Source organism: Bradyrhizobium sp. USDA 3397, assembly GCF_054060965.1.
The window spans coordinates 2,228,427-2,249,065 of the sequence record NZ_JBSSDS010000001.1 but is presented as its reverse complement, the minus strand read 5'-3'; the positions used below and the strand labels follow the sequence as shown (position 1 = coordinate 2,249,065).

Sequence of the window (20,639 nt, the reverse complement as noted above, 5' to 3'; positions counted from 1 at the left end):
CTCAACCGGACTCGGCCAATTGCGGCAACTTTTCGTCAATAAACCGGCGGATCTGCGTCAAATCCCCCAAACATTTCGTTAACCATTTCCATGCTTGGGTGAGGGGAATCTGACCGCCGGACCGGCGGCCGTCGCGCGAAGCCGGGGCCTGCGCCATGACGCCTGAACTGCAAGGGATGGACTGGATGCCTTCGCCCCCGCTTGCGCCCATCGACAGCCCGCTCGACCTCGATCACCTCTCCCGAATGACGCTCGGCGACGCTGAGCTGGAGCAGGAAGTGCTGGCCATGTTCGCGGAGCAGGCGGCCCGCCTGCTCGCGGCGATGACGGCATTGCCGGCCGAGACCGGCACGCTTGCGCACAAGCTCAAGGGTTCGGCGCGCGGGATCGGCGCCTTTGCGGTCGCTGATGCCGCTGCCAGCCTGGAGACTGCGATCCGGACCGGCCATGGCCGGCCCTACGCCTTCGCCGCGCTGAAAGAGTCGGTGGCCGAGGCCCGCGCTGCCATCGCGGCGATGCTGAAGCGTTGAGCCGATACGATCGGAGCCGGGCTCTAGTCGCTTGTTTTGACGCGTTTTCTTCCCGCAAAGCGGGAATCATTTGGCTTCAAAACGCTATGGCGCCGGGCTGACCGACCCGTTATAGGACAGCCGGGACCCTCCTTCATTCAAAGCACCGCGGCAGCACGAGCACACATGGCCAAGATTCACTTTGTCGACCACAAGGGCGAAACCCGCACGGTGGAAATCGAGAACGGCGCAACCGTGATGGAAGCTGCGATCCGCAACAGCATTCCCGGCATCGAGGCCGAATGCGGCGGCGCCTGCGCCTGCGCAACCTGCCATGTCTATGTCGACGAAGCCTGGCGCGAGAAGGTCGGCAGCCCGACGCCGATGGAAGAGGACATGCTCGACTTCGGCTTCGACGTGCGCCCGAATTCGCGCCTGTCTTGCCAAATCAAGGTCTCCGACGAGCTCGACGGCCTCGTCGTGGCGACGCCCGAGCGCCAGGCCTGATCGTCTCCAAGCAGACTGTCCAAGTCGACTAGGTGCTCGGCGGCGCGACCTCGATGCCGCGCTTGTGCCAGGGTCTGAGCTTCTCGATCACCTCTGCGGTCAGCGGCGCCGGTCGCCGCGTCGCCTCGTCGAGCAGGACGCCGACCGACGTCGCCGACGCAATGCACGTGCCGTTCGAGAACACGACCTGCTCGAATGTCACCGACGTTCGCCCGAGCTTGACCACGCCGAGGCCGAGCTCGATCGAGCCGGGCCAGTGCAGCTCGGCGCGAAAATGCATGTCGAGCCGCACCATGATCCAGGCGAGCCCCGGCGGGGTCAGCCCGTATTCGGGAAGCTTCATCAGCGTGACACGGCCGGTCTCGAAATATGTGGCATAGACCGCGTTGTTGACGTGCTGGTTCGGGTCTAGGTCGCCGAACCGGACGTTGTCGCTGAGGCGAAACGGAAAGTCCTCAAGGCGCGGGGTCGTGTCGAGGCGGGCTGGCGCGTTCACCGATTGATCTCCGTCATATCCATCCTCGTTACAGCCCAGTTATTTTGGCCCGGCAAGTGGGCGCGGCGGCGGGGCGATCCCGCTTTTATGCCTTTCCTGTTCCATCCCCGTTGGCTAGACAGGCAGGGTCACCTCTGCCCAACGGGCGCCGTCCAACCGATAACGATCGATAAAGAGACGACATGAGCGACGTGATCAAAACCGATGTGCTGATTATTGGGGCCGGGCCCTGTGGTCTGTTCGCCGCCTTCGAGCTCGGCCTTCTCGACATGAAGGCGCATTTCGTCGACATCCTCGACAAGGTCGGCGGCCAGTGTGCCGAGCTCTATCCGGAAAAGCCGATTTACGACATTCCCGGCATTCCCCAGGTTTCGGGGCAGGGGCTGACCGACGCGCTGATGGAGCAGATCAAGCCGTTTCATCCGACCTTCCATCTTGGCGAGATGATCGAGACCGTGGAGAAGATCGGCGATCCCTTGTTTCGCTGCACCACGGATGCCGGCAAGGTGTTCGAATGCAAGGTGGTGGTGATCGCGGCCGGCGGCGGCTCGTTCCAGCCCAAGCGCCCGCCGGTACCGGGTATCGAGGCCTATGAAGGCACCTCGGTGCATTACGCCGTGCGCAAGATGGAGACGTTCCGCGACAAGAGCGTGCTGATCGTCGGCGGCGGTGATTCCGCGCTCGACTGGACGCTCAATCTGCATCCGATTGCGAAGCGCATCACGCTGCTGCATCGGCGCGACGAGTTTCGCGCCGCGCCCCATAGTGTCGAGCAGATGCGCGCGCTGGTTGCCGGCGGCAAGATGGATCTGCGGCTCGGCCAGGTCACCGCGCTCTCCGGGGCTGACGGAAAGCTCACCGGCGCGACCGTCAAGGGCAACGACAACAGCGTCACCGAAATCGCCTGCGACACCATGCTGCCGTTCTTCGGGCTGACCATGAAGCTCGGCCCGGTCGCGAATTGGGGCATCGCGCTGGAGAACAATCTGGTGCCGGTCGAGACGTCCGCGTTCGAGACCAATGTGCCGGGCATCTTCGCGATCGGCGACATCAACACCTATCCCGGCAAGATCAAGTTGATCCTGTGCGGCTTCCACGAGGGCGCGCTGATGTCGCAAAAAGCCCATCGTTATGTCTATCCGGAGAAGCGGCTCGTGTTCCAGTACACGACCTCGTCCTCCAGCCTGCAAAAGAAGCTCGGTGTCAACTGACGGAAGCGTTCGGGGCGGCGATGCCCCATGTTTCTGGTGCTGGAACCGTTCGTGAAATCGCCGTAGTCTACGGCCATTCCGGTCATAGGCTTGGCCAGGTTTTTGGCTTAGCACAGTTTGGCTCTGCGAAGTCTTGGCTCAGCAAAGGTGATTGGCTCAGCAAGGTGATCATAATGCGGACTCTCGTTTCCAGCTTTCGGCTGCTCTCCTTCCTGGCGCTCGCATTGTCGCTCGCGATCGTGACGCCGTGCGCGGCGCAGACCGCCGAGCCCACGGCGGCGGGCCTCTGGCAGAAGGTCGAAGACGGCAGGACGGTCGGATGGTTCCTCTTCGTCGATCGCAACGGCGTCTTCGAAGGCGTGATCGCCAAGACCTTCCCGCGGCCAACCGACGACCCGAATGAGGTCTGCTCCAAGTGCACCGACGATCGCAAGAACGCTCGGGTGCTCGGCATTTCCTTCGTCCGCGACATGAAGCGCGAAGGATTGAAGTACGAGGGCGGCAACGTGCTCAATCCGCGCGACGGCCAGATCTGGAAGGCCAACATGCGGGTCAGCCCCGACGGTCAGACCCTGACGTTGCGCGGCTATCTCGGCATCGCGCTGCTCGGCAAGGACGAGACCTGGACGCGCCTGCCTGATGCCAACATCGCGCAGGTCGATCCGGCCATCGTCGCAAAATACTTGCCCGCGCAGGCTGCAGCCGCCAAGCAACCGGCGCCCGCGGCGAAGAAGGGCGGCGCGATGATGGCGCCGGCAAAGCAGTAAAGGCGCAAGCCGCGCGCCGCGCGGTCTCAAAGGCCCTAGCGCAGGGTCTCCAGCCTGTGCGGGCACCTTCGCCGAAGGACGAACGTGCCTCGGGCGCCCTCCAGTAGTTCCCCGGAATGCGCGCTGGCGCCGGATTTGCATAGCTGTCGGCAAAGCTGCTGGGGGAGCGAGTCGCCGTCTCCACGCCTGCCGCGCACCATGCGGAAGGCGGACGGCAGCGTTTGCCCCGCGGTGATCACTTCGACCGCGGAGACCACATGAAACCTGCAAGACAGTGTGCCGCCGTGCTGCTGGGGCTGGCGGTTGTGACGCATTCGGCGCTGGCGCGCGACGACGGCCGCTTCGCCAACTCGCCCCTGAAACCCTGGTTCGAGAGTCTGCGTAGCGAGTTCGGGCAATGCTGCTCGGATGCCGACGGCTACGTCATCGCCGACGTCGATTGGGAGTCCGATCGCGGTCGCTACCGCGTGCGCATCGACGACGAGTGGGTCGTGGTGCCCGACGGCGCCGTGATCACCGTGCCGAACAAGATCGGCCGCACCATGGTGTGGAAGCACTATATCGACGGCCATCCGCGCGTGCGCTGCTTCATGCCGGGCAGCATGACGTAGACGCGCGTGCCATTCCGGCCGGCGCGGAGCGCCGAGCCGGAACGACAACGCCAGGCTTAGCGCGCCTGGTTGTTCGAATCCGCGCTCGCGAGCTGCTTGATCCGCGGCGACAGCACGGCGACCTGCACGGGCGAGGCCGGCATGGCGGCGACGATCATCGCGGGGCTCGCAGACTGCTCCTGGACGCCGGCGCCGCCGAGCACCTGCACTTGCGTTGTCGTGATCGGAAACGACGTCACTTCGTAGGAGGGAAGCTCGCTGGCGAACGCGGCGGCAGAGCTCGCAATCATGGCGCCGGCAACGGCAATCATCGAGAGAACACGCATTGGAAAATCTCCGTGGAAGATGTCAATCGGAGGTTTGGTCGCCGCGATGGCGGAACAGGTTCGCCCGGGCGGGAACATTCCCGTTGTCTTCGGCGCAGATATTGATTGCGTGATGCGAAGGGACGAAACGCGGAAGACGTTTTCCGCGCCAATGTTTCCGGACGGTTTCGCGAAAAGCGCCGATGCGCCCGCTCAATGCTCTTGCAGATCGAACTGCGCAGATCTCGCCAGCGCGGCGGCCGCGGCAAAGCGCAGGCGCATCGTCGTGCCGTAGCCGGGCGCGGAAGCGACGACCAACTCCCCGCCATGCGCCGCCATGATCTCGCGGACGATCGACAGGCCGAGACCGGCGCCTGCACCTGCGGCGTTGCCGGTCTGAAACGGCTCGGTCAGCCTGTGTTCGGCGCCATCGGGCAGGCCCGCCCCATCATCGTGAATAGCCACGCCATCGCAGCCGATCGTGGCGACGATGCGCCGCGCGCCATGGGCGTGGATGAGCGCATTGCCGACGAGATTGGCAAGTGCACTTCGGATCGCAGCGTCTACGCCCTGCACCACGAAGGGACCTCTTCCATCGTGCTCCAGCGCAAGCTCGATGCCGGCGTCCAGCGCCGACGGGCTGAAATCGGCCAGCACGTCCAGCGTGATTTGGGCAAGATCGATCGGCCGCTTCTCGATCGCATGATTTTGCAATCGCGCCAGGTCCAGCATCGCGGAGACCAGCGAGGTCAGCCGGCGGACGTCGCGCACCAGCTCGGCCTTCAGGGCCGGCTCGGGCACGTCCTCGATCTTGGCGCGCAGCAGCGTCAGCGGCGTGCGAAGCTGATGGGCGGCATTGCCGAGGAAGCGGCGCTGCATCCTGATATAGGCGTCGATCTCGCCGAAAGCGCGGTTCAGCGCCTCGACCAGCGGCTTCAACTCGCGAGGGACCTCGGACAGCGATATCAAACCTTGCGGCGCCGAGGGGTCGATCGCGAGCGCGCGACGCGCCACCCGCTCGATGCTGCGAGAGACGAAACGTGCGGCAAGCGCTGAACCGATGGCGACGGTCGCGGCAAAGGCCAGCGCCACCAGGGCGATCGAAAAGACCCTGCGGAGGAGAAAAGTCCTTGCAATCCGGCCAAAGCGAACCTGAGGCTCGCCGACCATCATCGCGAGCCGCAACGGGCCCCGTTGCACGGCGGAAAGACAGAAGGTGCTCTTCTGGTCGAGCGTGCTGAAAACGGACGAGCCGATGGGCCCGTGGTAGGGCAGCACGAAGGGAAGGGGAGGCCGGTGTTCGCTGCCGTACTCGCTGAGCAGGTCGCCCGCGGACACCACGTACCAGAGGTTTGGGCTGTCCAGCTTCAATTCCTCGAGCGCAGGAGTCGAGCGTATTATCAGACTTTGCCCTTCGATCACCGTCGCGCGATCGAGAACGGCCGCTACGACCTGGCATGCCCTGAACTCGCGCTCCTCCGTCGGGTAACGCCATATGAAGAGGCCAAGCATGATCAGGAAGATCGTGGTGGCGGCGATACCGAGCGAGAACGCAAAGGTTCGGGCGATTGACTTCATCGCGGCGTTGCCAGCCGCAGGATGTAGCCGATGCCCCGCATGCTGCGGATCTCGACGTCGCCGCCGAGTTCGGCCAGTTTCTTGCGCAAGCGCGAGACCTGCGCCTCGAGCGTGTTGGACTCGATCTCGTCGTCGAAGCCGTAGATCTCCTCGATCAGGGCGGCGCGGGTGATGACGCGGTCGCGCCGCATCAGCAGCGCCCCCAGGATCAGCGCCTCGCGCCGGCGCAGCAGGATCCTGGTGTCGGCGACTACCGCCTCGTTGCTGCCGAGGTGCAGCTCGACGTTGCCGAGCGACAGCACCGATGGGGCCAGCAGCCGAGGCCGGCGCAGCACCGCGCGCACGCGCGCAAGCAGCTCCTGCGGCTCGAACGGCTTGCCGAGATAATCGTCGGCCCCGCCGTTGAGCCCTTCGACGACATCCTCCTTGGCGTCCTTGGACGTCAGCATGATGATTGCGGGCCGCTCCGCCGATTGGCTCAGCGCCGTGACCACCTGGAGCGCATCTCCGTCGGGTAGCATCCGGTCGACGATCGCCAGATCATACTTGAAATTGTTCAGTGCCTGGCGGGCATCGGCGATCGAGCCGACGAGGTCGACGATGCCGTGCAATTGCCCGAGCAGCCGGCTGACATAGGCGCCGATCTGTGGTTCGTCTTCGATCACGAGGGAGCGCACGCGGGTCGTCCTTGACTCTGCTGGGGCAACAAAACCCTGACCGTGACGCTCCCTGGCCGAAGTCTGGCGCTTCGGCTCGTGCGCGAGGGTTCCCATAAAGGCGGCGAGCTTGGCGAATAAAAGGCAGGACCGAGTGAGCTCGCGGGCACGGCTCGTCACGTTTTTGAGGGCGTGATCGCGGTGGTGCAAGTTGGGGCAATGTTGATCCGGCGGGCGTGCCTGCCAGCGCCAGACATGGCCCTGGGAGCATCCGATCGCACCTTGCAATCTTGGGGCAATTTTGCCGGACCAGATGCTGTGGCTCCTAACCACAACAGTCGACTTGGCCTGCAAGGCCGGTCCGGGGCCCCGCAATGAATGATTTCGAAGAAGCCGCTCTCCGCCTCACGGCGATTGTGCGGCGGACGACCGCCTGTCTCACCGCACTCGGTGCGATCATGGCAACTGCGCCATCAGTCTCGGCGCAGACCGCCTTCACGCTGCCAGCGCCGCCATTGGAGCTGCCGATGTTGCCCTCGCCGTCGGGAAACTGGACCGTCATGGTCGGCATCGGCGGTGAGTACAAGCCCGAGTTCGTCGGATCGAACAACGGGAAGTTTCTTCCGATCCCGATCTTCTCCATCCGCCGCGCCGGATCGATCGACCAGTTTCGCGGACCGCGCGACAGCGCCAGCATCGCGCTGCTCGACGTCGGCAATTTTCGCGCCGGCCCCGCGTTCAAATACGTCGCCTCAAGGAAGGCCGACAAATATGCCGAGCTGACCGGCCTTGGCAATGTCGACGCCGCCTATGAGCTCGGCGGCTTCGTGGAGTATTATCCGGTCGACTGGCTGCGCCTGCGCAGCGAGTTGCGCCAGGGCATGGGCGGCCATACCGGCACCGTCGCGGATGTGTCCGCCGACGTCATCGTGCCGCTGATTCAAAGGCTGACGATCTCGGCCGGCCCGCGCTTCACCTGGAAGAGCGCCAATGCCACTGCGCCATATTTCGGCGTCACCGACACGCAGGCACTGGCATCGGGGCTTCCGAGATACGATGCCAGGGGCGGTGCGCACTCGGTCGGTTTCGGCAGCCAGATCTCCTACCGCATCAACCCGCAGTGGGAGGTCCACGCCTATGTCGAGTACCAGAAGCTGCTCGGCGATGTCGCGGACAGCCCACTGGTGAAGCTGCGGGGATCCTCGAACCAGACCACCATCGGTCTCGGTGCGTCCTATTCGTTCGATTTCAGGATCCGATAGACCATGCGCGGCAAGATAATCCTAACTCTCGCCTGCGCGATCGCCAGCGTCGCGCTCGGTGCCGCCGCGGCGTTCGAGACGCGTGCGAGCCGGCTCCAGGCGATCAAGACCGTCGGCATCATCTCGGCGATCGGCGAGGAGATCAGCCTGACGCGAGCCGGCCTGACCGGGCTCGACAACGCCGCGCAGACCGCCTCGATCGGCGCATGGGGGCTGGACGAGCTGATCGTCCAGCAGGCGACGAAGCTGCTGAGCGGACGGTTTCATGTGCAGCCGGTGAGCTACCGGCGCGCGGCCTTCGCCGCGATCAGGGATTCGGCGGTCGCCCCGGTCAATCTGCTGCGGAGCGACCCGTTCAAGGAGCTGGTTCGCAGCGATGTCACGCCGCAGGGACTGGACGCGTATATCGTCATCACCCGGGCGAGATCGAAGCTTGGAAACGGCCGCAACGTCGAGGGCGTCGGGTTCGCCGAATATCGGACGTTGCTTGCGGATTACGGACTGATCCACGCGTTGTACGAGGTTCGCATCATCGAGGGCAAGTCGTTCGACGTGATCGAGAAGAGGGCGGCCGCGCCGCTCGACAACACTGGAACGGTGCGGATCGCCGGCCCGAGCGGACCGATCGAAGGGACGTTCGAGGAGGCGGGTTCGAGCGAACGGCTGCGTGCGGCGATCGCGAACCTCATCGTCCGAAGCCTGCCGCTCACGCTGGGCGACATGCACTTGATCGAGGGGCAGTGACGGTTCTGTCTTGACGCGTTGTCTTGACGCGAACCGGGACCCACTTCGCTCGGAAACGCTTTAGGTCACCGGCGCGGGATTGAACAGCGTGAGGTCGTTGTGGATGCCCCAGCGGTCCGACCAGGGTTTGGTTCGGCCGCTGGCGACATCGAGGATCAGGCGGAACAGGTCCCAGCCGGTCTCCTCGATGGTCTTCTCGCCGGTTGCGATCTTGCCGGCGTCGAAGTCGATCAGGTCTTTCCAGCGCCGCGCCAGCTCGCTGCGCGTCGCGACCTTGATCACCGGTGCTGCAGCAAGGCCATAGGGCGTGCCGCGGCCGGTGGTGAACACTTGCAACGTCATGCCTGAGGCGAGCTGCAGCGTGCCGCAGATGAAGTCGGAGGCGGGTGTCGCGGCGAACAGCATGCCCTTCTGCGTCGCCTTCTCGCCGGGCGAGAGCACGCCGGTGATGGCGCTCGAGCCGGACTTGACGATGGAGCCGAGCGACTTCTCGACAATGTTGGCAAGGCCCCCCTTCTTGTTGCCGGGCGTGGTGTTGGCGCTGCGGTCGGCGCCGCCGCGGGCGAGATAGGAATCGTACCAAGCCATCTCGCGCACCAGCGCGCGGCCGACGTCCTCGTTGATGGCGCGGCGAGTGAGCAGCTGGATCGCGTCGCGCACTTCAGTCACTTCCGAGAACATCACGGTCGCGCCGGCGCGCACCAGGAGGTCCGCGGCGAAGCCGACGGCGGGATTGGCGGTGACGCCGGAGAAGGCATCGCTGCCGCCGCATTGCAGCCCGATCACGAGGTCGGACGCCGGACAGGTCTCGCGCTTGCGCGTGTTGAGCACCTTCAGCCGCGCCTCGGCCTGGGTCATGATCGCCTCGACGATCGCACCAAAGCCGTCGAAAGCCTCATCCTGCATGCGGATGATCGCGTCACCCACGCCTTCCGGCACCAGGCGTTCGGGTGCGAGCTTCTCGCAGCCGAGGCCGACAACGAGGATCTCGCCGCCGAAATTCGGGTTGAGCGCGAGGTTCTGCAGAGTGCGGATCGGCACCACCGCGTCGGGCGCGGTGATGGCGACGCCGCAGCCATAGGCGTGCGTCAGCGGCACGACGTCATCCACGTTCGGATATTTCGGCAGCAGCTCGGCGCGGATGCGCTTGACCGCATATTCCATCGTGCCCTTGACGCATTGCACGGAGGAGGAGATGCCGAGGATGTTCTTGGTGCCGACCGAACCGCCCGGATTGCGGTAGCCCTCGAAGGTGAAGCCTTCGAGCGGCGGCAGCGGTGCGGGGACGGCGGTCGAGATCTCGAGCTTGTCGAGGGCAGGGGCCTCCGGCATGCGGATGCGCGCCTCGTCGACCCATTCGCCGGCCAGGATCGGCGACAGCGCGTAGCCGATGATCTCGCCATAGCGGACGATCGGTTCGCCTTCCGCGATGTCGACCAGCGCGGTCTTGTGTCCCTGCGGCACGAAGGCGCGCAACGTCAGGCCGCTGGCAAACCGCGCGCCGGCGGGGAGCCCGAAATCATTGACAACGATCGCGACATTGTCGCGCTCGTTGAGCTTGATGTAGCGGGGCTGCTCTTTCGCGGCGACGTCCTGGTCCATCGAGGACTCCGAAGTGTAGGGTGGGTTAGCCCCGTGATTGCGCGGAGCGCAATCACTCGGCGTAACCCACCAATGTCTGTATCTGCGGAAAGCAGAAGAGGTGGGTTACGCTGCGCTAACCCACCCTACAATCTCAACGATATCTCAGCCCGGGAACGTATAAGCCGTCTTCACCGTGGTGTAGAACTCGCGCGCGTAGGAGCCCTGCTCGCGGGCGCCGTAGCTCGAGCCCTTCCGGCCGCCGAACGGCACGTGATAGTCGACGCCGGCGGTCGGCAGATTGACCATCACCATGCCGGACTCGCTGTTGCGCTTGTAGTGCGAGGCGTATTTCAGGCTGGTGGTGCAGATGCCGGAGGCGAGGCCGAACTCGGTATCGTTGGAGATGGCGAGCGCCTCTTCGTAATTCTTCGCACGAATGACGGCGGCGACCGGACCAAAAATCTCCTCACGCGCGATGCGCATGTTGTTGTTGGCTTCGGTGAACAGCGCCGGCTGGAGATAGTGGCCGGGATTCTCGCGCTTCAGCAGCTCGCCGCCGAAGGCGAGCTTGGCGCCTTCGTCCTGGCCGATCTTGATGTAGCGCAGGTCCTGGTCGAGCTGGTTCTGGTCGACCACGGGGCCGATATGCACGCCGGCCTTGAGCGCATCGTCCACCGACAGACTGTTCAGACGCTCGGCCATGGCGGCGACGAAGCGGTCGTGGATGCCCTCGGTGACGATCAGGCGGGACGAGGCCGTGCAGCGCTGGCCGGTCGAGAAATAAGCGCCGTTGACGGCGACCTCGACGGCGGTCTTGAGGTCGGCGTCGTCGAGCACGACCAGCGGATTCTTGCCGCCCATCTCGAGCTGAAACTTCTTCATGGGGTTCGAGAGCACGCAGGCCTGCGCGATCTTGCGTCCCGTCTGCACCGAGCCGGTGAAGGAGATCGCGGCGACGTCCGGATGCTCGAGCAGGGTCTGGCCGACGACCGAGCCGGAGCCGACGACGAGGTTGAACACGCCCGCGGGAATGCCGGAGCGGGTGATGATCTCGGACAGCGCATGCGCCGAGCCGGGCACCAGCTCGGCCGGCTTGAACACCACGGTATTGCCGTAGCAGAGCGCCGGCGCGATCTTCCAGGCGGGGATTGCGATCGGGAAGTTCCAGGGCGTGATCATGCCGACGACGCCGACCGGCTCACGGGTGAGCTCGACGTCGAGGCCGGGACGCACCGAGGCGCCCTTCTCGCCGATCAGGCGCAGCGCTTCGCCGGCGAAGAACGCGAAGATCTGGCCGGCGCGGGCGACCTCGCCGATGCCTTCGGGGAGGGTCTTGCCTTCCTCGCGCGCGAGCAGGCGGCCGAGCTCTTCCTTACGGGCGAGGATTTCAGTCGAGATCTTGTTGAGCGCGTCGTAGCGCGCCTGCGGGGTCGACTGTGCCCAGGCGGGGAAGGCGGCCTTCGCGGCGGCGATCGCCTTCTCGGTCTGCGCCTTGTCGGCCTTGGCATATTCGCCGACGAGATCATTGGTGTTGGAGGGGTTGATGTTCCTGGTGACGCCGGAGCCGTCGACCCATTCGCCGCCGATGAAGTTCTTCAGGATCGCTGTCATCTTTTTCCTCCAGGGGAACGTTTCTAACGCACGAGGCAGGGACGCTTGTCGTCAAACGTCCAGCCGGGGATCAAGTCCTGCATGGCCATAGCGTCATCCCGCCCGCCGAGTCCATGCTTCTTATAAAGCTCGTGCGCGGCCTCGATGGCGGGGCGGTCGATCTCGATGCCGAGGCCCGGGCGGTCCGGAACGGCGATCTTGCCACCCTTGATCTGGAGCGGCTCCTTTGTCAGCGCCTGACCGTCCTGCCAGATCCAGTGGGTGTCGATCGCGGTGACCTTGCCGGGGGCGGCGGCGCCGACATGGGTGAACATGGCAAGCGAAATGTCGAAATGGTTGTTGGAGTGCGAGCCCCAGGTCAGGCCGTTGTCACGGCAGGTCTGCGCCACGCGCACCGAGCCTTGCATCGTCCAGAAATGGGGATCGGCCAGCGGGATGTCCACCGCCCCGAGCCGCAGCGCATGGGAGAGTTGCCGCCAATCGGTCGCGATCATGTTGGTGGCGGTCGGCAGGCCGGTGGCGCGGCGGAACTCGGCCATGATCTCGCGGCCGGAGAAGCCGGCCTCGGCGCCGCAGGGGTCCTCGGCATAGGCGAGGATGCCATGCATGCCCTTGCAGAGGCTGATCGCCTCATCCAGCGACCAGGCGCCGTTGGGGTCCAGCGTGACGCGCGCGCTGGGGAAGCGTTTTGCGATTGCGGTAACCGCCTCGATCTCCTGCTCGCCGCGGAGCACGCCGCCCTTGAGCTTGAAGTCGGCGAAGCCGTAATGGTCGTGGGTCGCCTCCGCGAGCCGCACCACGGCCTCGGGCGTCATCGCCTCCTGGTGGCGGAGATTGAACCATTCCGCCTTTCCGGTCTCGCCCGTGACGTAGTCGAGCTTCGACTTACGACGGTCGCCAACGAAGAAGAGATAGCCGAGCGTCTCGACGCTGGTGCGCTGCTGGCCTTCGCCAAGCAGTGCTGCGACGGGCAGGCCGAGATGCTGGCCGAGCAGGTCGAGCAGCGCGGATTCGATCGCGGTGACCGCATGGATCATCACGCGAAGATCAAAGGTCTGCTTGCCGCGTCCGCCGACGTCGCGGTCGGCGAAGGCGGTACGGATATCGGCGAGGATGTTGTTCATCGCGCCGACCGTCTTTCCGATCACGAGGTCGCGCGCGTCCTGGAGCGTCTGCCAGATCTTCTGCCCGCCCGGCACCTCGCCGACGCCGGTGTGGCCGGCATTGTCGGTGAGGATGACGATGTTGCGGGTGAAGAAGGGCGCATGCGCGCCGCTCAGGTTGAGGAGCATGCCGTCGCGGCCCGCGACCGGGATCACCTGCATCGCCGTGATAACAGGTGCGCCGGAAATCTCAGTCTGGGCCATCGCAGGCTCCTCCGTTCGTCTTATTATTCTGCAGCCTGTTGTGACGATCGTGCGGCGGGCAGCTTCTGCACCAGTGCGGTCAGCTCCGCCATCTCCTGCTCGGTGAGATCAGTCAGCGGCGGACGGACCGGGCCGGAATCGCGGCCGATCACCTTCATGCCGGCCTTGATGATCGAGACCGCGTAACCCTTCTTGCGGTTCCGGATCGCGATCAGCGGCAGGATGAAATCCTTCAGGCCGGCCTGGATCGTGGCGTGGTCGCGCTTGCGCACCGCGGCGTAGAAGTTGGTGGCGAATTCCGGCACGAAGTTGAACACGGCCGAGGAATAGGTCGTCACGCCCATGTCGAGATAGGGCAGCGCGAAGGTCTCGGCGGTCGGCAGGCCGCCGACATAGGTGAGGCGGTCGCCGAGCTTGGTGTAGACGCGGGTCATCAGCTCGATGTCGCCGATGCCGTCCTTGTAGCCGACGAGGTTCGGGCAGCGCTCAGCAAGGCGCGCGAGCGTGTCGGGCTGGAGGATGGCGTTGTCGCGGTTATAGACGATGACGCCGATCTTCACGGCGGCGCAGACCGCCTCGACATGGGCGGCAAGGCCTTCCTGCTCGGAATGGGTGAGGTAGGGCGGCAGCAGCAGGAGGCCGTCGGCGCCTGCCTTTTCCGCACCGATGGCGATCTCGCGGGCAATCGCGGTGCCGTAGCCGGTGCCGGCGAGCACGGGCACGCGGCCCTTGGTCTCGTCGACGGCGACCTTGACGACCTGCGGAACCTCTGATGGCGTCAGCGAGAAGAACTCGCCGGTGCCGCCCGCGGCGAACAGGCCTGCGACGTCATAACCGCACAGCCAGTCCATGTTGGCGCGATAGGTCGCCTCGTCGAAGGAATAGTCCACCCTAAACGGCGTGACGGGGAAGGACAGGAGGCCCGATCCGATCTTCTGGGCCATTTCCTGCGGGGTCATCTTGCTCATGGGCGCTCCCTTCTCGTGTTGCGGAGGACGCAAGCAGAGGCCGCACGTCCATGCGCCGTGGTTTAGGAGACCGTTCGATGCGCGTCCAAGCCAAAGCCTATATCGACCGATGCGGATTGAGCATCAATCCTCCGCCAGCTCCGCGGAGGACAATTCGCCGGCGATCTTGACTAGGGCCGACAGCAACGGGTTCTCGTCCTCGCGCCGCCACACCATGAACAGCTCGACCGGAACGCGCGTGCGCAGCTTCAGCGGACGCAGGCGGACGTCGGAGATCTTCAGGCTCGCCGCTGCCGCCGGTACGATGGCGAGGCCGAGGCCGGCGCGCACCATCGCGAGGATCGAGTGGATCTGGCTGAGATGCTGGACGTAGCGCGGCAGCACGTCGGCGCGGGTGAACAGCGCCACCAGGAGGTCGTGAAAGTAGCGGCTCTCGTAGGGCGAGTACATCACGAAGGGCTGGTCGTCGAAATCCTTGATGGTGATGCCGTCGGCATTCGCCAGCGGATGCTTCTTCGGGATCGCCGCGAGCAGCGGCTCGGCGACGACGCGGCGGCTGGCAAGCTCGGGCCGCGCGATCGGCGGCCGCAGCAGGCCGGCATCGATCTGGCCCGAGGTCAGCGCCTCGAACTGGTCGCCCGATACCATCTCCTTCAGAGAGAAATCGACCTCCGGCAATTTGGCGCGGCAGGCGGCGATGAGCTCGGGCAGAAAGCCATAGGCCGCGGCCGCGGTGAAGCCGACCTTCAGCGAGCCGGTCTTGCCGAGCGCAATGCGGCGGGCCACCTGCGAGGCGCTTTCCGCAAGCTTGAGGATGCGCCGCGCCTCCGGCAGGAAGCTGCGCCCGGCCGGGGTGAGGCGTACCGAGCGGCTGGTGCGCTCCAAGAGCGGCGCGTCGATGATGTGCTCGAGCACCTGGATCTGCCGGGACAGCGGCGGCTGCGTCATGTTGAGCCGCATGGCGGCGCGGCCGAAATGCAATTCCTCCGCCACCGTGACGAAACAGCGGAGCTGGTTGAGGTCGAACATCGATACATGCCTTAGATGAATAAGGCGTTTCCCCGGCACTTCTAGCATCGATCACCCCCAAAACAAAGACGGCGGCCTTGTGGGCCGCCGTTGAGTTGCCTGGTCAGGCTCTCCCATGGGAGCCCTCAGGAGGAACAGGCTGATGCGAGACCGCCTGACGTCCGCTGCGGACGCCACTGCGCTCATCACGCGCCTCTCTTAAGCCTCGGCCGTTTGCCCGACACGAGTCCTAGAGGTGCGCGCGGCGAAGTGTCCAAGTTCAAGGCAGTATCGATCGATGCTGTTTTTGGATCGATGGAACGGCGAAGTGGGGGATGATCGGTGTTGGGAAACCCTATCAAACCAGCGCTGTCATTCCCCGCGAAGGCGGGGAATCCAGTACGCAGCGGCGTCTCGATTCAATCACTGCTGTCACGGAGTACTGAATCGCCCGGTCAAGCCGGGCGACGACGGTGGGTGTGTGGAGGCAGCGCGCGCTATTGCTGCGCGCTGGGCAGCAACTGCGGCAGCAGTCCGCGCGTCACGTTCGGCGGCACGGCGTCGAGACCGAGCACGGCGCTCGCCGCCGGCAGCGCCGCGTCGGCCATCGCGGCATGGCCCTCGGCGCTCGGATGCACCGCGCCGCCATAGACGGCGGAGAGCACGCCCCAGGCCGCATCGTGGATGTCGGTCGGCTGGCTCGCCGCCGGCAGGCCTTGCGGATAGGTCATCGCGGCGAAATAGCTGTCATTGGCGTCGCGGATCCAGCGCGCGCGGGGCAGGTAGGCGCGGTATTCCGAGGCGCCGCGGCCGCACAGCATCGGCTGGCTCGCCGCGCTGACGATGTCGGGATCGAAGCTCTGGCCGTTCGCGGCAAAGCAGCTGCGGTCGAATTCGGGATCGTTGCCGGAACGGGCGCAGAAGCCGTGCTCGGCGAACGCGGCCTGGTGCGCATCGACGAAGGTCATGCGGTCGGCTTCGGGATCGCGGCACAGCGCACCGCGGGTGCAGGTGGCGAGCCCCTTCAGCTGCGGCAGGAATTCGCTGTCGACGAAGGCGGAGACGCGGGAAAGGCGCTGCGGATCGGCATTGAAGGACGGGTGGATGTCGAAGCCGGCCCGGCCGCCGCGGCAGGGCGCGCCGCCGTCGGCGAGTGCAGGATTGGCATAGGAGACATAGACCACGTGCGAGAGGTCGCCGCCGACCAGCGGCTTCAACGCCTCGCGCAGCTTGACGAAAGCCTGCGGCAGCTCGCGTTGGAGCGCATCGCGGGAATCGTCGACGCTTGCCATCACGCCGGAGCGGCGGAACAGCGCGCGCTCGGTGGCGGTTTCGACGATGACGTCGGCGACCAGGCCGGAGAAATAGACGTCGTTGGCGCCGACCGAGAGCAGCACGAGATCGAGCGTGCGATCGGGCTGGCGCTTCTTGGCCGCGGTGACGGCTTCCCGCAGCTCGGCGACTTGCGCGTTCACGCTGGTGTTGCAGACGCCGGTCTTGCCGGGCGGGCATTCGCGGGCGCGCTGCGAGCCGAGCAGCCCGTCGACGATGCTGGCGCCAGTGCAGGCGAGCGGCAGGAAGGTCACGGCGATGTGGGTGTAGCGCACCGCGAGTGCCAGCGCGGTGCGCGCCTGATAGCTGTAGAGCGATCGATGGCACGGCGCATTGAACCAGAGCGCGCTGTAGCGCTGCCAGTTGGCGAGCGTATCCGGCGCCTCGCAGGCGCGGCCGCCCTTGAAGCCGTGGCGGCTCGGCCGATAGTACTGCTCGCCGGCGGTGCCGAGATAGGAGCGGAAGCAAAAACCTTCGTCCGACAGCGCCAGTGGCCGGTCCGGGTTGCCTTCGCCCGAGGCGATGCTGTCGCCTAGACCTGCGATGAAGATGTCGCGGACCTGGATCTCGGTCTGGACCCGCTGGGTCGGATCGGAGCCGGCCGAGACATCGACGGTCGCGACCGTCTGCTTGCCGTAGCGGACGCGCAAATTGACCGGCTCGGCACAGTCGAAGGTCGAGCTCTGCGGCCCGTCGCCGTCATCGAACGACCAGGCGCAGGTGGCGCCGACCGGCACCGCACCGGTCAGGCGCACTGTCACCGGATGGTCGATCGGCGTGATGTAGTTCTCTTTGACATTGTCGCGGGTGCAGGGCTGGTTGACCCGCCCCTGCAGATCGATGCACAGCCGGTTGACCATGTTGCGGGCCCAGCCGCGGCCCTCGCTCTGGAGCTCCAGCGACTGCTCGGCGGCCAGAATGCTGCGGTTACGCGCGTTCTCGACATGGAGCAGGAAATCACGCTCCTCGCGGAATAGCCGGAAGCGGTTACGCACCTCCCAGCTGATCTGCATGGTGCCGGCGTCCTGCGCGGCGGCACGCTCGGGCAAAGCGAGGAGGCTGGTAAGCAGCACGGCGCCTGCCGAAAGGGTGCGAAGGAATACGGAAATCATGGCCCGCGTCTTCAACGGCAAAGTTGAGGCGGAAATAAGAGAGGATTGCGCGCCGGCCCGCAACCTTTGTCCGATGATTCCGAGGTGCCTTCGGCGGCTCAGCGCTTGCCGGCCTGCCGCAGCAGCCGTTCGCGCTCCATCGGCGTCACCTCCTTCGGCAGGTTGGCCTGCGCGCAGGCTTCCGCCAGCCGCCGCCGCTCCTGCCACGGTGCGACCACATTCATCCAGAGCTCGCGCATGCCCATGATGGAGATGGCGAGGCCGAACGGGATCACGAAATAGAGAATGCGGAACACCAGCAGCGTGGCCAGAAGCTCCTCGCGGCCGAACTGGGGCAGCGCCACCAGCATGGCGGCATCGAACACGCCGATCGAGCCGGGGGCGTGGCTGGCAAAGCCGATCAGGGTCGCCAGGATGAACACGACCGCGAGCGACATGAAGTCGATCGGCGGGTTAGCCGGCATCAGGAGGTACATTGCGGTGGCGCAGAAGCCGAGATCGACGACGCCGATCAGGATCTGCACCAAGGTCAGCGGTGCCGAGGGCAGCACCACCTTCCAGCCTTTCTGGCCGAGCTCGCGGCGCTTCTCGCCCATGCAGAGCCAGACCAGATAGGCGCCGATCGATGCGAGGCCGCCGAGGGCGATCAACCGATTGAGCGAAGAGGGGAGCTGATCCATCGAGGAGGCCGCATCCGGATGGACGGCCATGCCGATCGAGAGCACGAAGATGTTACCGAGCCAGAAGGTCAGGCCCGACAGGAAGCAGATCTTCGCGACGTCGATCGCGTTCAATCCGTAGTCCGAATAGATCCGGAAACGGATCGCGCCGCCGGTGAAGACCGTGGCGCCGATGTTGTGGCCGATCGAATAGGACGTGAAGCTGGATAGCGCCGCGATGCGATAGGGCACGTGCTTCTTGCCGATCGTTCGCAGTGCAAAATAGTCGTAGAAGGTCAGCGTACAGAACGCGAAGACGACGCAGATCGCCGCCAGCCCGATGTTGCCGCGGGGAATCTCCGTCAACGCGGTCAGGATGACCCCGGTATCGATGCCCTTGAGGGTTCGCACCAGCGTGGTGATCGCAAAGGCGATGATGAAGATGCTCGCGGCAACTCCGAGCCGTCGCCAGCCGATCCATCTCTTGAAGCCGCGCTTCAGCGCGGGCAGCAGTCCGTGCATTCATCCTCCCGGCGGGGGGCAAGATCGACCGGGCCAGGCATTGGCCGGTCGGGTGCGATCACGGCCAAAAGGAAGGCATCGATCGCTAGGCATGATCCAGCTCATTTAAGGCAAAATCAGCGGCTTGTGCAGCCCTTGACAACAATAGGTTCTGCGTTCGGCGAGCAACTTTGTCATACGCGGTTCATATCGGCGGCCCGTTAAGCATATGAGTCGCGAAACCCGGCTCCGTCCGCGCGCTCACCGTGCCGGCACGATCTCAAATCCCGGCGCCGTCCGCATTGTTCCAGCGCAGGCCGCATCGACGTTTTTGGAACGTCGATGTCGCGTGGTCGTTAGGCTCCATCAGCAATCGAACATGGCGGAATACGCGGCATTTTCGCACGAGCCGGCGCCTCCGTGTTCCCAACACCCGAGGATCGGAACGATGGGACTGTTCACAAAAGACATCAAGACCATGAACGACCTGTTCGTGCATCAGCTCCAGGACATCTATTACGCCGAGCAGCAGCTCACCAAGGCGCTGCCGAAGATGGCGAGCAAGGCCACTGATCCGCAGCTGAAACAGGGCTTTTTGACGCACCTCGAAGAAACCAAGCAGCACGTCGCGCGGCTCGAGGAGGTCTTCAAGATGCACGGCGCCGCGGTGAAGGCAGTCGACTGCCCAGCCATCGACGGCATCATCGAGGAAGCCGACGAGACCGCCGGCGAAGTTGCCGACAAGGCGGTGCTCGACGCGGCCCTGATCAACGCGGCGCAGGCTGCCGAACATTACGAGATCGTCCGCTACGGCAGCCTGATCGCCTGGGCCAAGCAGCTCGGCCGCAACGATTGTGCGGCGGTGCTCGCCAAGACGCTCGAGGAGGAGAAGGCGACCGACCAGAAGCTGACGACGCTCGCCGAGAGCAAGGTGAATCTGCGCGCGGCGAGCTGATGCGATTGCACTGGACCGACGCCGAGAACGCCGCGCCATCAGCGCGGCGTTCCTGATTTAGTGGGCCTATATTTGAGCCCGAAGCCGAGCGCGATCACGGCAAAGGCCGCGATCATGGCGGCGAAGACGATACTCGCAAGGCGCGGGCTTGCCAGCGTCAAGATCACCCCGATGCCGATCACAGGAAGCGCGTTGCCTAGAAAGCCGCAGATGAAATAGGCCGAGACCACTTCCGCGCGACGATCCTCCGGCGCGATCTGGTTCACCACCTGCAGGCTGCCACGATAACCCAGCCCCACCGCAACTGCGCATAGCGTAGTTGCCGCGATCATCAGGGCCATCGATGCCTGAAATTGTGCAGCGACGATCAGTGCCACGCTCGGGAGCATGAGGCCGAGGGAGCACAGCATGGCCGTGCGGCTCGACAGCGAGCGTCAGCGCGATAACGATGGGCCACCACTGCGGAGAACTCGAGGAAGACAGCCCCGGCCACGGCGTGATGATGGCAACGACCGTTGCAGTGAGCGCTGTCCGGCGGCGGCCAATCTGGTCCGAGATGCGCCCGAACACCAGCAGCGCAGCCAGATTGCCGATCACATAGGTAGATCAGCGTCAGGGTGATTTGCGAGAAGCCGAACTGTCGCTCGTAGAGCACATAAAGCGGCGTCACCAGGGTGCTGCCCGCGAACAGCACGCCGATCAGGCCGGCGACGATTGCAAGCGTAGCCAGCTTGCCGAATTCGGACCCACTGTGTGATCAATGGAGTAGTGCTTCGTTGCCATGCCTAACCTATGGATGTAGTCCCGGCGGCCAACTCGAAGCAATCACCCCCGTTCCCTGTGTCCCCGGCGCGGCTGGCATGCGCGCGCGGGAAGGTTGATTGTATTGGCACCCG

Annotated in this window: 20 protein-coding genes; 8 read left to right on the top strand and 12 right to left on the bottom strand. The window is 65.1% G+C overall.

Annotation, left to right across the window (positions count from 1 at the left end):
* Positions 1-155: 155 nt before the first annotated feature.
* Positions 156-530 (top strand): Hpt domain-containing protein, encoded by a 375-nt coding sequence (locus tag ACVWYQ_RS10720; RefSeq protein ID WP_271540558.1) that lies wholly within the window; start codon positions 156-158, stop codon positions 528-530.
* 165 nt (positions 531-695) lie between these two features.
* Positions 696-1,016: a 2Fe-2S iron-sulfur cluster-binding protein gene (locus ACVWYQ_RS10715; RefSeq protein WP_008143731.1), complete on the top strand. Its 321-nt coding sequence runs from the start codon at positions 696-698 to the stop codon at positions 1,014-1,016.
* A 28-nt stretch (positions 1,017-1,044) separates the two neighbouring features.
* Here the strand turns inward: ACVWYQ_RS10715 and ACVWYQ_RS10710 are convergent, their stop codons facing one another.
* Positions 1,045-1,512, bottom strand: coding sequence for an acyl-CoA thioesterase (locus ACVWYQ_RS10710; protein WP_225114188.1), 468 nt, complete (start codon positions 1,510-1,512; stop codon positions 1,045-1,047).
* 182 nt (positions 1,513-1,694) lie between these two features.
* Between ACVWYQ_RS10710 and ACVWYQ_RS10705 the strand changes: the two genes are divergently transcribed.
* The 3 genes from ACVWYQ_RS10705 to ACVWYQ_RS10695 all read left to right on the top strand — a co-directional run bounded on the left by ACVWYQ_RS10705 (position 1,695) and on the right by ACVWYQ_RS10695 (position 4,101).
* Positions 1,695-2,723 carry an NAD(P)/FAD-dependent oxidoreductase gene (locus ACVWYQ_RS10705; protein WP_271540555.1) on the top strand — a complete coding sequence of 343 codons (1,029 nt, stop codon included), beginning with the start codon at positions 1,695-1,697 and terminating at the stop codon, positions 2,721-2,723.
* 173 nt (positions 2,724-2,896) lie between these two features.
* Positions 2,897-3,490 carry a DUF2147 domain-containing protein gene (locus ACVWYQ_RS10700; protein WP_157280838.1) on the top strand — a complete coding sequence of 198 codons (594 nt, stop codon included), beginning with the start codon at positions 2,897-2,899 and terminating at the stop codon, positions 3,488-3,490.
* A 257-nt stretch (positions 3,491-3,747) separates the two neighbouring features.
* On the top strand, positions 3,748-4,101 hold the full coding sequence (locus ACVWYQ_RS10695) for a hypothetical protein (protein WP_271540552.1): 354 nt from the start codon (positions 3,748-3,750) through the stop codon (positions 4,099-4,101).
* Positions 4,102-4,157: 56 nt separating this feature from the next.
* Here the strand turns inward: ACVWYQ_RS10695 and ACVWYQ_RS10690 are convergent, their stop codons facing one another.
* The 3 genes from ACVWYQ_RS10690 to ACVWYQ_RS10680 form a co-directional block, all read right to left on the bottom strand.
* Positions 4,158-4,427, bottom strand: coding sequence for a hypothetical protein (locus ACVWYQ_RS10690; RefSeq protein ID WP_271540550.1), 270 nt, complete (start codon positions 4,425-4,427; stop codon positions 4,158-4,160).
* 192 nt (positions 4,428-4,619) lie between these two features.
* A complete protein-coding gene (locus tag ACVWYQ_RS10685; protein WP_275511904.1) occupies positions 4,620-5,984 on the bottom strand; it encodes a sensor histidine kinase in 1,365 nt (454 codons plus the stop codon).
* The gene (locus tag ACVWYQ_RS10680; RefSeq protein WP_036015597.1) at positions 5,981-6,661 is read right to left on the bottom strand and encodes a response regulator transcription factor; all 681 of its coding nucleotides are present in this window, start codon (positions 6,659-6,661) and stop codon (positions 5,981-5,983) included. Before ACVWYQ_RS10680 ends, ACVWYQ_RS10685 begins: the two co-directional genes overlap by 4 nt.
* A 353-nt stretch (positions 6,662-7,014) precedes the next feature.
* On the opposite strand from ACVWYQ_RS10680, the gene ACVWYQ_RS10675 reads away from it, so the two are divergent.
* Positions 7,015-7,902, top strand: a complete 888-nt coding sequence (locus ACVWYQ_RS10675) for a MipA/OmpV family protein (RefSeq protein WP_275511903.1) — start codon at positions 7,015-7,017, stop codon at positions 7,900-7,902.
* A 3-nt stretch (positions 7,903-7,905) separates the two neighbouring features.
* Positions 7,906-8,646, top strand: coding sequence for a hypothetical protein (locus ACVWYQ_RS10670; protein WP_404539693.1), 741 nt, complete (start codon positions 7,906-7,908; stop codon positions 8,644-8,646).
* Positions 8,647-8,706: 60 nt separating this feature from the next.
* Here the strand turns inward: ACVWYQ_RS10670 and garD are convergent, their stop codons facing one another.
* From garD to ACVWYQ_RS10635, 7 genes are all read right to left on the bottom strand, one after another.
* On the bottom strand, positions 8,707-10,248 hold the full coding sequence (gene garD, locus ACVWYQ_RS10665; RefSeq protein ID WP_404539696.1) for a galactarate dehydratase: 1,542 nt from the start codon (positions 10,246-10,248) through the stop codon (positions 8,707-8,709).
* A 144-nt stretch (positions 10,249-10,392) separates the two neighbouring features.
* Entirely contained in the window at positions 10,393-11,841 is a 1,449-nt protein-coding gene (locus ACVWYQ_RS10660; protein ID WP_057028773.1) for an aldehyde dehydrogenase family protein, read from the bottom strand.
* 23 nt (positions 11,842-11,864) lie between these two features.
* Positions 11,865-13,208, bottom strand: a complete 1,344-nt coding sequence (gudD, locus tag ACVWYQ_RS10655; RefSeq protein WP_456725609.1) for a glucarate dehydratase — start codon at positions 13,206-13,208, stop codon at positions 11,865-11,867.
* Between the two features lie 23 nt (positions 13,209-13,231).
* Positions 13,232-14,176 carry a 5-dehydro-4-deoxyglucarate dehydratase gene (gene kdgD, locus ACVWYQ_RS10650; RefSeq protein ID WP_271540535.1) on the bottom strand — a complete coding sequence of 315 codons (945 nt, stop codon included), beginning with the start codon at positions 14,174-14,176 and terminating at the stop codon, positions 13,232-13,234.
* A gap of 123 nt (positions 14,177-14,299) precedes the next feature.
* Complete coding sequence (locus ACVWYQ_RS10645; RefSeq protein WP_456725608.1) at positions 14,300-15,205, bottom strand: LysR substrate-binding domain-containing protein; 906 nt, start codon at positions 15,203-15,205, stop codon at positions 14,300-14,302.
* A gap of 476 nt (positions 15,206-15,681) precedes the next feature.
* Positions 15,682-17,628 (bottom strand): SGNH/GDSL hydrolase family protein, encoded by a 1,947-nt coding sequence (locus ACVWYQ_RS10640; RefSeq protein ID WP_271540530.1) that lies wholly within the window; start codon positions 17,626-17,628, stop codon positions 15,682-15,684.
* Positions 17,629-17,726: 98 nt separating this feature from the next.
* A complete protein-coding gene (locus ACVWYQ_RS10635) occupies positions 17,727-18,809 on the bottom strand; it encodes a lysylphosphatidylglycerol synthase transmembrane domain-containing protein (RefSeq protein WP_271540529.1) in 1,083 nt (360 codons plus the stop codon).
* Positions 18,810-19,236: 427 nt separating this feature from the next.
* On the opposite strand from ACVWYQ_RS10635, the gene ACVWYQ_RS10630 reads away from it, so the two are divergent.
* Positions 19,237-19,743, top strand: coding sequence for a YciE/YciF ferroxidase family protein (locus ACVWYQ_RS10630; RefSeq protein WP_275511897.1), 507 nt, complete (start codon positions 19,237-19,239; stop codon positions 19,741-19,743).
* A gap of 38 nt (positions 19,744-19,781) precedes the next feature.
* Here the strand turns inward: ACVWYQ_RS10630 and ACVWYQ_RS10625 are convergent, their stop codons facing one another.
* On the bottom strand, positions 19,782-20,120 hold the full coding sequence (locus ACVWYQ_RS10625; RefSeq protein ID WP_271540526.1) for a hypothetical protein: 339 nt from the start codon (positions 20,118-20,120) through the stop codon (positions 19,782-19,784).
* Positions 20,121-20,639 lie beyond the last annotated feature (519 nt).